This window comes from Streptomyces sp. NBC_00667, assembly GCF_036226825.1.
Taxonomy (GTDB): Bacteria; Actinomycetota; Actinomycetes; order Streptomycetales; family Streptomycetaceae; genus Streptomyces.
Window position 1 is genome coordinate 1,894,421 of record NZ_CP109022.1, and the last position, 13,626, is coordinate 1,908,046.

The following is a 13,626-nucleotide window of genomic DNA, read 5'->3' on the forward strand; positions in this document are numbered from 1 at the left end:
AGGGCCCCATCCGGAGATCCCGGTAAAAAACAAAAGCGCCTGTCGGAGCATTCCCGTCAGGCGCACATAAGTTTCATGGGTACCACAACTGCAACGCCTCCAAAGCTAGCACACGAGCCCCGGGGACGGTCAACACCGTTGTGTGACCTGCGTCCCCGGCGTCCCCGGGCCCGTGTCCCCGGCGCCGCGGGCCCGCGTTCCGGGCGCCGCGGGCCCGTGTCCCGGGCGCCCTTACAGGCGCTCGATGATGGTGACGTTGGCCTGGCCGCCGCCCTCGCACATCGTCTGGAGGCCGTAGCGGCCGCCCGTGCGCTCCAGCTCGTGCAGGAGCGTGGTCATGAGCCGCACGCCCGTCGCCCCCAGCGGGTGGCCCAGGGCGATGGCGCCCCCGTTGACGTTGACCCGGTCCGGGTCCGCGCCCGTCTCCTTGAGCCAGGCGAGGACGACGGGGGCGAACGCCTCGTTGATCTCCACCAGGTCGATGTCGTCCAGCGACAACCCGGTCTTCCGCAGCGCGTACGCCGTCGCGGGGATCGGCGCGGACAGCATCCGGATGGGGTCCTCGCCCCGCACCGACAGGTGGTGGATGCGGGCCCGCGGGCGCAGGCCGTGCGCGGCGACCGCACGCTCGGAGGCCAGCAGCATCGCGGCGGCGCCGTCGGAGACCTGGGAGGAGACGGCCGCGGTGATGGTGCCGCCCTCCACCACGGGCCGCAGGGCCGCCATCTTCTCCAGGCTGGTGTCGCGGCGCGGGCCCTCGTCGGCGCTCAGGTCCCCGTAGGCTTCCGTCTCCCGGTCGAAGCGGCCCTCGTCGGCGGCCCGCACGGCCCGCTCGTGGGAGCGGAGGGCGAACTCCTCCATGTCCCGGCGCGAGATCCCCCACCTGGCGGCGATGAGCTCGGCGCCGTGGAACTGGTTGACCGGAGCGTCCCCGTACCGCGCGCGCCAGCCCGCCGAGCCGGCGAAGGGCCCCTGCGTGAGGCCGAGCGGTTCCGCCGCCTGCCGGGAGGCGAAGGCGATCGGGATCATCGACATGTTCTGCGTGCCGCCCGCGACGACCAGGTCCTGGGTTCCGGAGAGCACGCCCTGCGCCGCGAAGTGGACCGCCTGCTGCGAGGAGCCGCACTGCCGGTCGACGGTGACGCCGGGGACCTCCTCGGGCAGGCCGGCCGCGAGCCATGCCGTCCGGGCGATGTCGCCCGCCTGGGGGCCGACCGTGTCCAGGCAGCCGAAGACCACGTCCTCCACCGCCGCCGGGTCCACCCCGGACCGCTCCATCAGGGCCCGCAGGACGTGCGCGCCGAGGTCGGCGGGGTGGACGGCCGACAGGCCTCCCCCGCGCCGCCCCACGGGCGTGCGTACCGCGTCGACTATGTAGGCCTCGGGCATGGGGACTCCTCGGGGTCGGGTCAGGTGCGCAGGGCGATCCCGTCCAGCACCATCGACAGGTACTGGCGGGCGATCTCCTCGGGGCTGTGCTGTCCGCCGGGCCGGTACCAGGAGGCCGCCACCCACACCGTGTCGCGTACGAAGCGGTAGGTCAGGCGGATGTCCAGGTCGGCGCGGAACACCCCGTCGGCCACCCCGCGCTCCAGCGTGCCCAGCCAGGCGTCCTCGAACTTGCGCTGGGAGTCGGAGAGGTAGTGGAAGCGGGGCTGCGCCGAGAGGTGGCGGGACTCCTTCTGGTAGATCGCGACGGCGGCGCGGTGCCGGTCGATCTCGCGGAAGGATTCGGTGACGAGGGCCTCGATGGTCTCCCGTGGGCCGAGGCCGGCGGCGAGGACGGTGTCGTAGCCCTGCCACAGCTCGTTCAGGAAGGCCGAGAGGATCTCGTCCACCATCGATTCCTTGGAATCGAAGTGGTAGTAGAGGCTGCCGGCGAGCATGCCGGCGGCGTCGGCGATCTTGCGGACGGTGGTGGCGTTGTAGCCCTGTGCGGCGAAGACCTCCGCGGCGGTGTCGAGGAGTTCACGGCGCCGCTCGGGCGATGCGGTCACCTGGGTTTTCTTCTTGTTCGTTGGCACGCGCCCATTGTCGGTCCAGGCGTGGTCTAGGCGTGCTGGCTGCTGACGGAGACGGTCTCGCCCGTCATGTAGGAGGAGTAGCCGCTGGCCAGGAAGACGATGACGTTGGCGACCTCCCAGGGCTCGGCGTAGCGGCCGAAGGCCTCGCGGGCGGTGAGTTCGGCGAGGAGTTCCCCGCTCGTGACCTTCACCAGGTGCGGGTGCATGGCCAGGCTCGGGGCGACCGCGTTGACCCGTACGCCGAACTCCGCGGCCTCCAGTGCCGCGCAGCGGGTCAGGGCCATCACGCCGGCCTTGGCGGCCGCGTAGTGGGCCTGGCCGCGCTGGGCGCGCCAGCCGACGACGGAGGCGTTGTTCACGATGACGCCGCCGCTTCGGGCCGCCTTGAGGGAGCGCAGGGCGGCGCGGGTGCAGCGGAAGGTGCCGTTCAGGGTGACGTCGAGGACGCGGCCCCACTGCTCGTCTGCCATGTCGACGAGGTCGGCCGTGCCGCCGAGTCCGGCGTTGTTGACGACGACGTCGAGGCCGCCGTGGGCGTGTTCGGCGTGTGCGAACAGGGCGCGCACCTGTTCCTCGTCGGTGACGTCGCAGGGCAGGGAGGTGACCCGGTCCGCCCCGAATTCGGCGGCGAGGGCGGTCTCGGTCTCCTTGAGCCTGCGGGCGTGCGCGTCGCCGATGACGATGCGGGCGCCCTCCTCCAGGAAGCGGCGGGCGGTGGCGCCGCCGATGCCGGCGCCGGCGGCGGCGGTGATGACGGCGGCGCGGCCTTCCAGCAGCCCGTGCCCGGGTGTGTACCGGGGTGCGCGGTCGCGGGGTGTGTGGTCGGACTCCTCGACGCTGCTCATGCCGGTACGTTAACCTACCTAACACTTGTTAGGGAAGCGGGGAGGCGGGCGCCTGATGGAGCTGACGCACACAGCCGGGGTCCGGGCCTTCCGGGCCGAGGCCCGGGACTGGCTCGCCGCGCACGTGCCCGCCTCGCCCTTGCCGTCCCTGGAGACGGCGGAGGGCTTCGCCGCGCACCGCGCGTGGGAGGCGCTGCTGCACTCCGGCCGCTGGGCGGTGGTGTCCTGGCCCGCGGAGTACGGCGGCCGGGGGGTGGACCTGGAGCGCTGGCTGGTGTTCGAGGAGGAGTACTGGGCCGCGGGCGCCCCCGGACGCGTCTCGCAGAACGGCATCAGCCTGCTCGCCCCCACCCTCCTGGCCCACGGGACGCAGCAGCAGCGGGCCAGGGTGCTGCCCCCGATGGCGAGCGGCGAGGTGATCTGGGCGCAGGCCTGGTCGGAGCCGGAGGCGGGCTCGGACCTGGCCTCGCTGACCTCGCGGGCCGAGCGCACGGAGGGCGGCTGGCTGCTGTCCGGGCAGAAGACGTGGTCCTCGCGGGCGGCGTTCGCGGACCGTGCGTTCGGGATCTTCCGTTCGGACCCGGGCGCGGCCGGACCCCACCAGGGCCTGACCTACCTGATGTTCGACCTGCGGGCGCCCGGGGTGACGGTGCGGCCCATCGGCCGGCTCGACGGCAAGCCCGCCTTCGCGGAGCTCTTCCTCGACCAGGTGTTCGTCCCGGACGAGGACGTCATCGGCGAGCCGGGACAGGGGTGGCGGATCGCGATGTCCACGACCGGCAACGAACGCGGTCTCACCCTGCGCTCCCCGGGCCGCTTCCTGGCGGCGGCCCGCCGACTGGTGTCGCTGTGGGAGGCGGCCGGCGCTCCCGGGGACACGGCGGTGCGGGACCGGGTCGCGGACGCGGTGGTCGGGGCGCGCGCGTACGAGTTGTTCACCTGGGCGAACGCCGCCCGGTTCGCGGCGGGCGAGACGATCGGCGCCGAATCCAGCCTGAACAAGGTGTTCTGGTCCCAGTACGACATCGCGCTCCACGAGACGGCACTGGACCTGCTGGGCCCGGACGCGGAGCTGGCGGACGGCGCGTGGGCCGAGCCGTGGGTGTTCTCGCTGGCCGGGCCGATCTACGCGGGCACGAACGAGATCCAGCGCGACATCATCGCCGAGCGGCTGCTCGGCCTCCCGAAGGGCCGCCGCTGATGCGCTTCCTGCCGACCGACGAGCAGCGCGATTTCGCCCGTACGCTGCGCGCCCTGCTCGGCGCGGCGGACGTCCCGGCCGCGGTACGGGCCTGGGGCGCGGGCGCGCACGGGCCCGGGCGGGCGCTGTGGGCCCGGGCGGCCGGTACGGGGCTGTTCGCGCTCGCCGCCGACGAGGCGTACGACGGGCTGGGGCCGCTGCCGGTGGAGACGGCGTTCGGCTTCGTGGAATGGGGCCGGTCGGGGATGCCGGGCCCGGCGGTGGAGACGGCGGCGGTGGCGGTACTGCTGTCCCGGCTGGGTGACCGGACGCTGGCGAAGCGGTTCCTGCCGGGGCTGCTGGCGGGGGAGGTGCTCGCCACGCTGACCCTGCCGGGCGGGGGCCCGTACGCCCTGGACGCGGACGCGGCGGCGTACCGGTTCCGGGTGTCGCAGGAGGGCGGGCTGTGGCTGGCACGTGGGCCCGGGGAACCGCTGGCGTCCACGGACCCGGCGCGGCGCCTGTTCCGGCCGGACCCCGCCGGGCAGGAGCCGCTGGCGGCGGGCCCCCGGGTGGCGCGGGCGGCGCGGGCCGCGCTGGAGTGGGCGCGCCTGCTGACGGCGGCCCAGTGCCTGGGCGTGGGCGAGGCGCTGCTGGCCCGCACGGTGGAGTACGCGAAGCAGCGCACCCAGTTCGGCACGCCCATCGGCGGCTTCCAGGCGGTCAAGCACCGGCTGGCGGACACGCTCATGGCCCTGGAGTTCGCCCGGCCGTTGCTGTGGGCGGGCGCCCTGTCGCTGGAGCGGGGCGAGGTCGCGGCGGCGAAGCTCACCGCGGGCGAGGCGGCGTACGCGGCGGCCATGACGGCGCTCCAGGTCCACGGTGCGGTCGGCTACACGGAGGAACTCGACCTCTCGCTGTGGCTGCGCAAGGCGCGCCCGCTGCGGGACGCGTGGGGCACGCCGTCGCAGTGCCGCGCCGAGGTGCTGGAGGCGCTACCGCCGCTCACAGGACGCTGACGCTGAGCGTGACGACGTACCGCTCCTCGACGACGCCGTCGGGGAACACGGCCTCCAGGCGGGTGCGTTCGGCGTCCAGGAACTCCCGGGTGCGGTCCTCGCCCAGCATCAGGAACATGGAGTGGCTGGCGTGGTTGGCGAGGTGGGAGTCCAGGGGGACGCGGCGCGACCAGCGGATCTCGCGGGTGGTGAACGCCGGCTCGGGCGGCAGGCCGCGCGGGGCGACACCCGGGGCGGCGTCGAGGAAGGCCGCGATCCGTGCGTCCTGCTCGGCGATCCAGGGGACGGCGTAGTCCATGTCGTTCCACCACAGCGCGAGCGCGCCGCCGGGGCGCAGCACGCGGCGGGCCTCGGGGAGGGAACGCGCGGGGTCGGTCCAGTGCCAGGCCTGGGCGTACGTGACGAGGTCGAACCCGGCGCTCACCAGGGGCAGCCGGTCGCCGTCACCGCGCACGAGCGGGATACGGGGGTGCGCGCGGCGGAACTCGGCGGCCATCCCGTCGCCGGGCTCGACGGCGACGACGTCGGCCCCGCGCGCGCTCAGCGCCCCGGAGGCGATCCCGGTCCCGGCCCCGACGTCGGCCACCCGCGCCCCGTCCAGCGGCCGCCCGCCCAGCTCCTCCAGGGAGTCGAAAAGCTCGCCGGGGTACCCGGGCCGGTGGGCGGCGTACAGCGGGGCGGCGGCGTCGAAGGACCGCGCCCTGGTACGGGGTTTCGTCGTCATCCCCCCATTGTCCGGGCGCCGTTCGGGGCCCCGCCTCCGGGGTCGGGCGCCCGTCGGCGCAGCCCTCGTGCCGGACCGGAGGGAAGATCGGCCGCCCGTGCGGGAGCGGCTGCCGTGCCCGCCCTCCTATTGCGCGAGCCAGGCCGCGGCGGCCGTGAGGGCCGAGGAGGCCGCGGGCAGGGGCAGGCCCAGGAAGCCGTGGAAGACACCCGGGTAGAGGTGGACGGCGCAGTCGACGCCGGCCGCCCCGAGGCGTCGGGCGTAGGACAGTCCCTCGTCTCGCAGGACGTCGCAGTCCGCGAGGACCATCAGGGTGCGCGGCAGCTGCGAGACGTCGGCGGCCGCCGGCGGGGAGACGTGCGGGTGCTCCGGGTCGCCGCCGTACTGCTCCCAGTACCAGGCCATGTGCGCGGCGGTGTGGAAGTAGCCCTGCGCGTAGCGGTCGACGGATGCGGAGCACATCGAGGCGTCCAGCGGCGGGTAGACGAGCAGTTGCCCGGCGAGCAGTCCCGGTGCCCGCAGGGCGGTCACCGCCGCCAGGTTGCCGCCGCTGGAGTCGCCCGCCACCGTCACCCGGTCCGGGTCGCAGCCCAGGGGCCCGGCCTGCGCGCGGGCCCACCGCAGCACCGTCAGCGCGTCGTCCACCGCTGCCGGCCAGGGGTGTTCGGGGGCCAGGCGGTAGTCGGCGGAGACGACCACCGCGCCGGAGGCCGCCGCCAGCGCCCGGCACACGGGGTCGTGGCTGTCGAGGCCGCACATCACCCAGCCGCCCCCGTGGAAGTAGACGACCAGGGGGCGCCCGGCCGTTCCCGGCGCGGGGTCGTAGACCCGTACCGGAACACCCGCGGCGTCCGTGTCCTGGACGCGGGCCACCACCGGGCCCTCGGGACGGGCACGGCCTCCGGTGGCCGCCGCCCGCAGGGCCGCGACGTCGCCCGGCCCGGGGAAGCCCGCCGTCAGCGTGTCGCACAGCGCCCGCGCGTCCGGGGAGAGGGGGTCGCCGGTCATCCGGCCGTCATCCCGCCGTCCACCGCGAACTCGGCGCCGGTCACGTACGACGAGGCGTCCGAGCAGAGGAAGCGCACGAGTTCCCCGACCTCCTGCGCCCGCCCCATCCGCCCGAGCGGTACGTGCGACCAGTCGCGCCCCTCGACGGCCCGGGCGACCATCGGGGTGTCGACGGCCCCCGGGTGCACGGAGTTGACGCGGATCCCGTCGCCGGCCAGGTCCAGCGCCGCGGAACGGGTCAGGCCGCGCAGGGCGAACTTGGTGGAGCCGTACGCCGCGTGGCCGGGTATCCCGACCAGGCCGGCGGTGGAGGAGACGTTGACGATCGAGCCGCCCCCCGCCGCGCGCAGCAGTGGGGCCACCGCCTGGATGCCGAGGAACGGGCCCAGCAGATTGACCCTCAGCAACTCCTCGAAGCCGGCGGGGTCCTGTTGCTCGACGTGGGCGGTGCGCCACAGCGCCGCGTTGTTGACCAGCGCCGAGACCGTGCCGAAGGCCGTGACCGCCTCGTGTACGACCGTCGCCCAGCCGGCCGGGTCGGCGACGTCGTGCCGTACGTAGAGCCCCTGCTCGCCGAGCTCCTTCGCGACCGCCCGGCCCTCGTCCTCCCGTACGTCGGTGACGACGACCCGTGCCCCGGCTTCCGCGCACATCCGGGCCTCGGCCGCGCCCTGGCCGCGTGCGGCGCCGGTGATGACGACGACTTTCCCGTCCAGTGTGACCACGGAACCCCCCTGTTGGTTTCTAATAGGCATACTTCTAGCAGTCATACCCCGGGGGCGGAAGGGCCGTGACGCGTACCGGCCATAGACTGCGCTGCGTGCCAGACGAGACGAACAAGCGCGCACTGCCCGCCACCGGCTGGGCGGTGCTCGGACTGCTCTCCTTCGGCAAGGAGCTTTCCGGTTACGACGTGAAGAAGTGGGCCGACCGCTCGTTGCGCTTCTTCTACTGGAGCCCGTCGTTCAGCCAGGTCTACAGCGAGCTGAGGCGCCTGGAGGAGGCCGGTTACGCCTCCTCGCGCCGGATCGGCCAGGAGGACGGCGGCGCCCGCGACAAGCGCGTGTACGAGATCACCGAAGCCGGTCTGGCGGCCGTACGGGAATGGGCGCGCGAGGCGCCGGTCGACCCGCCGGTGCTCAAGCACGGGCCGATGCTGCGGCTGTGGCTGGGCCACCTGCTGGAGCCGGCGCAGATGCGCGAAGTGCTGGGGCGCCACAGGGAGTTCGCGGAGGAGATGCGCCGGCGCGCGGAAGCGGACGCGGCGGCGGCCGGGGGCGAGGAGGCCTGGACGTACCCGACGCTCACCCTCAAGTGGGCCGAGCGGTACTACGCCGGTGAGCGCGACCTGGCCGCCGCGATGCTGGACGACATCGAGGCGCTCACCACGGAGCGCGGCCCCGCGGGCGCGTGACACGGGGCGGTGCGCCTGAGCGACGCCCGCCCGGGGGCCGCGCTTTGATGGACGTATGACGACGAACAACTGGGCAGCGTTCGAGAAGGCGGATCCGGACTTCGCTGCGGCCGTCCGGGCCCGCTTCGCTCAGCGGCCCCACCACGTCCTGGCCACCCTGCGCCGGGACGGCTCCCCGCGCCTGAGCGGGCTCAACGTCGACATCCGCGGCGGCGAGCTGTGGCTCGGCATGATGCCCGGCTCGATGAAGGCCATGGACCTGCGCCGCGACCCGCGCTTCGCCCTGCACTCCAACCCGGGCGAGGACGAGACGATGCCCGGCGGGGACGTACGGGTCTCGGGGCGTGCGCTGGAGCTGCTGGACCCGCCGGAGCTGCACCGGTACGCGGAGGAGACGGAGACCCCCCACCCCTTCCACCTCTTCCACGCCGACCTGACGGAGGTCGTCCACATCACGGTCGAGGGCGACGACCTGGTGATCCGCACCTGGACCCCGGGCCACCCCGTGCGCACGCTGCGCCGCGGCAACGACGACGAGCCGCCGCGCGAGGGGTGAGCGCGTGGCGGCTGCGCCCTGCGCCGCTCAGGCGGTGCCCTTCGTGGTGAACGGGATCAGGTCCCGGCCGCGCCGCAGCGGGGGGAAGGCGGCCGGGTCGACGTCGAGCCGGCTGCGGTCGATGTTGATCGTGACGTCGCCGAACGTGGCGTCGTGTCCTCCGCGGAACTGGTGGGCGCGGCGCCGGCCGGGCCACTGGGCGCCTCCGGCGGGCAGGCCCATGTCGGCGTCCGTGACCGAGGCGGAGAGGTTCCAGCGGGCCACCCACAGCACGTCCGGCATGTCCTGCGGGGCCTGGTGGTAGTGGGCGCTCAGCGCCGGGACCCCGGACGCGGCGTGCACGTAGGCCGCCGCGCGGTAACCCAGTGCGTGCAGCCGTGCCGTCCAGGCGGTGAGGTAGGCGACGACCGGGGCGTCCCAGGTGTCGCGGTCGGTGTAGTGCTCCAGGTCGTTGTAGAGCACCGTGTTCGCCCCGAGGCCCAGCGAGCGGGCCGCCTCGACCGCGCCCTCTGCGGCTTCGACGCCCTCGTCGCCGGCCTCGGAGGGGTCGGTGGACAGGCCGGTGCTGGAGCTGTCCCAGGGCTGCGGGCCGACCCAGATCGGCATCAGGTGCCAGCCCGCATCGGCCTGACGGCGGATCCAGCCGGAGGTCAGCCGGGGCTGGGCGCAGGCCCGGGCGCGGCCGCCGATGTAGATGCCGACCGCGCGGAAGGGGGAGTCGGCCCGCCAGGTGTCCATGTCGCTCTGGGTGGGGGCGGTGCAGGCGTCGAAGCCGGTGCCGGTGAAGGCCGGCTGGCCGGTGAGGGGGCGCGTGGCCACGGCGGGGCTCACGGGGTCGGCCGCCGGGGGGCCGGCGGTGGCGGGGGTGACCGTACGGGCCCGGGCCAGGAGTTCCCGTACGGCGTCGGGGCTGTTCCCGTACGACAGGGTGGCCATCACCCCGGGGTACCGCAGGGCGTAGCGCACCTCACGGCTGTCGCCGGGCGGGGTCGACGGCAGCCGGGTCCCGTCGGTGCGCAGGGTGGGGATGTCGGCGCGCTCGGGGGCGCCGTCGAGGGGTTCCAGGTGCAGGGTGTCGGCGCGGCTGCGTACGGCGCGGCCGGTGCACTCGCCCTGCCCGCCGGCGTGCCCGAGGTAGAGGGTGGGGAGGTCGAGGCGCAGGCAGGCTGCGGGATTCCGGTCGAGGTCGACGACGCGCCAGTCCGCGGGGACGGTGAGGCGCATCCCGTGGTACTCGACGGTCCGCCCGTCGGCGGTGGCGGGCGGGGCGGGCGCGAGCAGGGCGGCACCCAGCAAAGTGGCCAGCATCATTCGGGACGGCATGGGGCCCACAGTTACCAGAAGCAGCCGCGCTGAACTGGGGTGTCGTCCGGTGCAGTTGGTCCGTCCGGCCTACACCCCGGCCGGGTGCGAGCAGCGCTCCGGCCGGCCGGCGCACGTCCCCCGCCACTCCCCCGGTACGGCCCGGCCTGCCTGCGCCGCGGCCCCGGCGGCCCCTTTCCGGCGGCCCTGGCGGCGGTCACCCGCACGAGCGACCCGCGTCGGCGAGCCCGCGGCCTGCGGCGCACCACTTTTGCCCGGACCGGCGCGAGTTGGACGGGCGGGTGGCTTGTTCGCACCCACAGGAGCCGTGCATATGATCGGGTTCTTGCCGACGGGGAGGCCAAAGAATGGCAGGGGATTTCGATCAGGAGTGGGGTTCGGCCACGGGTGGCGCGGACCAGCAGGTGGGCATGCGGCTGAATCACGTGCCACCGGAACCATCGGGTCCGGGGCCGTCGTCCCCGCCCGTGTACGGGCCGTTCGCCCCGGGCAAGGGACCCGCCGACTTCGCCTCGTCGCCGGCGGACAAGAAGGCGGCGGCGGGCACGATCGAGAACGAGTTGCAGCCGAACACGAAGAAGGCCGCGGAGCACGCGGACGAGGCCACCACCGCCGCGCACAAGGGATTCGACGGGTGGGAGACCGCCGCGGGCCTGAAAAAGGTGGCGGACACGTGGGACCAGCAGGTGAAGAACCTGATGGCCCGTCTGGACGGCGAGAAGGGCGCACTGCGCGGGGCGTCGGGGCTCTTCACGGGCAACGACACCGGGATCCGCAACCAGTTCACGACGCAGTCGAAGCTGAACGGTCTGTAGGGGGCTGCCGTGCTCAAATACCACGAGGTCATGTCCACGAACCTGGACCTGCTGACGACCGCCGCCGGCAAGTGGGAGGCGATGGCGGGCGAGCTCGGCAAGGTCGAGACGCGCTACGGCGACTCCGTACAGAAGATCACCATGGGCAACACCTGGAACGGTGTCAGCTCCGGTACCGCGCAGTCGGGTTTCGCGGGCACCCGCTACGAGTACTCGGCCGCGCAGATCCAGGCCAAGGCGATCGGAAGCCTGCTGCGGGACGCGCACGAGAAGTTCACCGACCTCAAGCACAAGGTCGAAAGCGCCCGCGCCGATGCGATAGCCGCCGGCATGACCGTCTCCGAACAGGGGCACGTCGCCTTCGACTGGGACAAGCTCACTGCCTCCGAGCGCAGCGCCTACCACCACGACCCCGACGGCGAGGCCTCCATCCGCACGGCCGTCACCAAGTGGCAGCAGCACATCGACGACCGGGTCAAAGCCGTCTCCGAGCTCGACCAGAACGTCAAGCTGGCCCTTGAGGCCTCCGTCGTCGACAGCAACAAGGACGCCCTGGGCAAGGGCGCCGACATGTCGCTCACCGGGTTCAACGCGGGCGCCGAGGGTGATCTGACGAAGGCCGTGAAGGCCGCGCAGGAAGCGAAGAAGGCCGAGGCCGACGCACCCGACGGCAAGAAGGACGACGACGGTCTCAAGATCACCGGCCCGGACGCGGGCTTCAAACTCACCGGCGTCAAGAACGGCAAGGAGGGCTCGTTCAAGCTGTACGGCGACCTGTTCCACCTGAGCCAGGCGGGAGAGGCCACCAAGGGCGGGGTCAAGTTCACCGACGTCTATGACGTCTACGGGGGCGCAAGGGCCACCGGGAACTACGGGTTCAGCAACTCGGGTGCGAGCGTCAAGCTCGAGGCGTCCGCCGGCATCCGCGAACTGGTCGGCGGGACCGCCGAGTACGGCCCCGTCAAAGGGTACGCGCGGACCGAGGTCTTCGCCGGCGCCGAGGGCTCGGCCGGTGCCTCGCTCGGCAAGGACGGCTTCAACGGCAAGTTCCAGGCGTTCGCCGGGGCGAAGGCGAGCGTGGCCGGGGGCGGCGAGGTCGCCGGGATCGGCGCCGGCGCGACGGCGGAGGGCTGGTACGGCGCGGCGGGTGCCGAGCTGAAGTGGGACTTCGGCAAGGGCGACGACGGCAAGTACCACTTCGGCGGCAAGGTCGGTGGCGCACTCGGCATCGGCGGTGCCGTCGGCGGCGAGTTCACGGTCGACCCCGGCAAGGTCAGCGACGCGTTCGGTGACGCGGCCGACGCGATCGGTGACACCGCCGGGTCGGTCAAGCACACCGTCGGCGGCTGGTTCGACTGATGTACGTTTCCCGTCCAGACGGAAAGAAGGCCACCGATGCCCACGACACTGCCCGTGCCGATCGAATTCAGCCTGCCGGAGGGCTGGCGGGCCGCACCGCCGGACGAGGTCGGCGCGTCGGAGGTGGCCTTCATCGCGCTGTATCCGCAGCCGGACGAAGGGTTCACCGCCAACATCACCCTTGACGGTGGCTTCCTGCGGGAAGAGACGACCATGGAGGAGCTCGCCGACGCCTCGGTGCAGCAGGTACTCGGGGCCGCCGAGTCCGTGGTGGTGGCCACCCGCCACGACGTCGGCTCCGCGGCTGCGCCGGGCCTGACGCAGCGGCTGGACGTGACGGTCGTCGTCGCCGGCGTCCGCCGCGAGCTCGTGCAGTCCCAGGTCTACATGGCCCTCACCGACGCCACGGACCCGCACAAGCGGGCGCTGGTCCGCTCGATCCTGACCGCCACCGCCGCACAGCACGACGACGTCCTCCCGGACTTCCAGGAGTTCCTGCGCACGGTGCGCCCGGACCCCGGGCCGAACGCCGGGACGGGGGCCTGACGATGGGGCTGATGGACAGGTTCACCGGCACCCTGCACCCGGACAGTGGTGCGACGCCGCTGTCCGCCCCGGAGGTACGGGAGGCGCTGCTCGCGGTCAACGGCCCGGACAAGCCGTACGTCGTGCGGAACGCGAGGCCCGCGGAGAAGGCGGACCTGGTGGCGGAGTGGCGGGTCCTGGAGCCGGCCTGGCACTCCTTCTTCCTGCGGTCCCGGCTGGACCGGACCCTCAAGACCAGGATGCGTCTGGTCCCCGGCAGGCACGAGGTGCGGGCCCTGGACGAACAGCTGGAGATCACCTGGATCGGGGACACCCCCAGGCTTGCCAAGTCGGGCGAGTACAGCCGCGGGCAGGTGACCACGGTGTCCAAGCGGTGGACGATCGAACGGGGCCCCGACGGCCGCCGCCGCATGGTCGAGGAGTTCTCCTTCGACACGCGGCAGATGAAGACCCCCCTGCAGAAGGCGGTCCTCGGCGCGGGCTGGACCTGGCGCGGAGCCCTGCTCAAACTCTGACCCGCCGCCCGCGCACGCCACAGCGCCCGCCATCCCGGTCGGGGACATGGCTGGCGCTGTGTCGAGTGCCGCACACCGTTGTACGGACCGTACGAGGGGCCGCGCCCCGGCCACCGACGGCCGGAGGCCGGCGCAGCCGGGCGAAGCCCGCAAGGCCGTCCCCGGCCGAGCGGCGCGAGCACGGCATCCGGAAGGAGCCATGGCAGGCGCTGTGTCGAGTGCCGCACACCGTTGTACGGACCGTACGAGGGGCCGCGCCCCGGCCACCGACGGCCGGAGGCCGGCGCAGCCGGGCGAA

General features: G+C 73.6%; 15 protein-coding genes. 8 read left to right on the forward strand and 7 right to left on the reverse strand.

Annotated features, from left to right (window positions below; genetic code table 11):
* Nucleotides 1–231 precede the first annotated feature (231 nt).
* Genes OHA81_RS09010 through OHA81_RS09020 form a run of 3 tightly spaced genes read right to left on the reverse strand, consistent with a single transcriptional unit; the run spans nucleotide 232 to nucleotide 2,869 of the window.
* On the reverse strand, nucleotides 232–1,389 hold the full coding sequence (locus tag OHA81_RS09010; protein WP_329194428.1) for an acetyl-CoA C-acetyltransferase: 1,158 nt from the start codon (nucleotides 1,387–1,389) through the stop codon (nucleotides 232–234).
* A 20-nt stretch (nucleotides 1,390–1,409) separates the two neighbouring features.
* Entirely contained in the window at nucleotides 1,410–2,024 is a 615-nt protein-coding gene (locus OHA81_RS09015) for a TetR/AcrR family transcriptional regulator (RefSeq protein ID WP_329194429.1), read from the reverse strand.
* 26 nt (nucleotides 2,025–2,050) lie between these two features.
* Entirely contained in the window at nucleotides 2,051–2,869 is an 819-nt protein-coding gene (locus OHA81_RS09020) for an SDR family oxidoreductase (protein ID WP_329194431.1), read from the reverse strand.
* 55 nt (nucleotides 2,870–2,924) lie between these two features.
* Here OHA81_RS09020 and OHA81_RS09025 point away from each other — a divergent pair, with 55 nt between their 5' ends.
* Nucleotides 2,925–4,070: an acyl-CoA dehydrogenase family protein gene (locus OHA81_RS09025; protein WP_329194432.1), complete on the forward strand. Its 1,146-nt coding sequence runs from the start codon at nucleotides 2,925–2,927 to the stop codon at nucleotides 4,068–4,070.
* Nucleotides 4,070–5,068 carry an acyl-CoA dehydrogenase family protein gene (locus OHA81_RS09030; protein ID WP_329194434.1) on the forward strand — a complete coding sequence of 333 codons (999 nt, stop codon included), beginning with the start codon at nucleotides 4,070–4,072 and terminating at the stop codon, nucleotides 5,066–5,068. Before OHA81_RS09025 ends, OHA81_RS09030 begins: the two co-directional genes overlap by 1 nt.
* Here OHA81_RS09030 and OHA81_RS09035 read toward each other — a convergent pair.
* The 3 genes from OHA81_RS09035 to OHA81_RS09045 all read right to left on the reverse strand — a co-directional run bounded on the left by OHA81_RS09035 (nucleotide 5,055) and on the right by OHA81_RS09045 (nucleotide 7,525).
* Nucleotides 5,055–5,792: a class I SAM-dependent methyltransferase gene (locus tag OHA81_RS09035; RefSeq protein WP_329194436.1), complete on the reverse strand. Its 738-nt coding sequence runs from the start codon at nucleotides 5,790–5,792 to the stop codon at nucleotides 5,055–5,057. The two genes, OHA81_RS09030 and OHA81_RS09035, sit on opposite strands and share 14 nt — an antisense overlap.
* A 126-nt stretch (nucleotides 5,793–5,918) precedes the next feature.
* Nucleotides 5,919–6,800, reverse strand: a complete 882-nt coding sequence (locus tag OHA81_RS09040) for an alpha/beta hydrolase (RefSeq protein ID WP_329194438.1) — start codon at nucleotides 6,798–6,800, stop codon at nucleotides 5,919–5,921.
* Nucleotides 6,797–7,525 carry an SDR family NAD(P)-dependent oxidoreductase gene (locus tag OHA81_RS09045; protein ID WP_329194439.1) on the reverse strand — a complete coding sequence of 243 codons (729 nt, stop codon included), beginning with the start codon at nucleotides 7,523–7,525 and terminating at the stop codon, nucleotides 6,797–6,799. Before OHA81_RS09045 ends, OHA81_RS09040 begins: the two co-directional genes overlap by 4 nt.
* 86 nt (nucleotides 7,526–7,611) lie before the next feature.
* Here OHA81_RS09045 and OHA81_RS09050 point away from each other — a divergent pair, with 86 nt between their 5' ends.
* Together OHA81_RS09050 and OHA81_RS09055 are read left to right on the forward strand one after the other, a co-directional pair.
* Nucleotides 7,612–8,214, forward strand: coding sequence for a PadR family transcriptional regulator (locus OHA81_RS09050; protein ID WP_443056753.1), 603 nt, complete (start codon nucleotides 7,612–7,614; stop codon nucleotides 8,212–8,214).
* Between the two features lie 55 nt (nucleotides 8,215–8,269).
* On the forward strand, nucleotides 8,270–8,770 hold the full coding sequence (locus OHA81_RS09055; RefSeq protein WP_329194441.1) for a pyridoxamine 5'-phosphate oxidase family protein: 501 nt from the start codon (nucleotides 8,270–8,272) through the stop codon (nucleotides 8,768–8,770).
* A gap of 27 nt (nucleotides 8,771–8,797) precedes the next feature.
* Here OHA81_RS09055 and OHA81_RS09060 read toward each other — a convergent pair whose 3' ends face one another.
* Nucleotides 8,798–10,093 carry a glycoside hydrolase domain-containing protein gene (locus OHA81_RS09060; RefSeq protein ID WP_329194442.1) on the reverse strand — a complete coding sequence of 432 codons (1,296 nt, stop codon included), beginning with the start codon at nucleotides 10,091–10,093 and terminating at the stop codon, nucleotides 8,798–8,800.
* Nucleotides 10,094–10,440: 347 nt separating this feature from the next.
* Here OHA81_RS09060 and OHA81_RS09065 point away from each other — a divergent pair, with 347 nt between their 5' ends.
* Genes OHA81_RS09065 through OHA81_RS09080 form a run of 4 tightly spaced genes read left to right on the forward strand, consistent with a single transcriptional unit; the run spans nucleotide 10,441 to nucleotide 13,328 of the window.
* Nucleotides 10,441–10,908 (forward strand): hypothetical protein, encoded by a 468-nt coding sequence (locus tag OHA81_RS09065; RefSeq protein ID WP_329194443.1) that lies wholly within the window; start codon nucleotides 10,441–10,443, stop codon nucleotides 10,906–10,908.
* A gap of 30 nt (nucleotides 10,909–10,938) precedes the next feature.
* Nucleotides 10,939–12,267 carry a hypothetical protein gene (locus OHA81_RS09070; protein ID WP_329194445.1) on the forward strand — a complete coding sequence of 443 codons (1,329 nt, stop codon included), beginning with the start codon at nucleotides 10,939–10,941 and terminating at the stop codon, nucleotides 12,265–12,267.
* Between the two features lie 36 nt (nucleotides 12,268–12,303).
* On the forward strand, nucleotides 12,304–12,813 hold the full coding sequence (locus OHA81_RS09075; protein ID WP_329194447.1) for a hypothetical protein: 510 nt from the start codon (nucleotides 12,304–12,306) through the stop codon (nucleotides 12,811–12,813).
* Nucleotides 12,814–12,824: 11 nt separating this feature from the next.
* Nucleotides 12,825–13,328, forward strand: a complete 504-nt coding sequence (locus tag OHA81_RS09080; protein ID WP_329194448.1) for a hypothetical protein — start codon at nucleotides 12,825–12,827, stop codon at nucleotides 13,326–13,328.
* The last annotated feature ends 298 nt before the right edge of the window (nucleotides 13,329–13,626 follow it).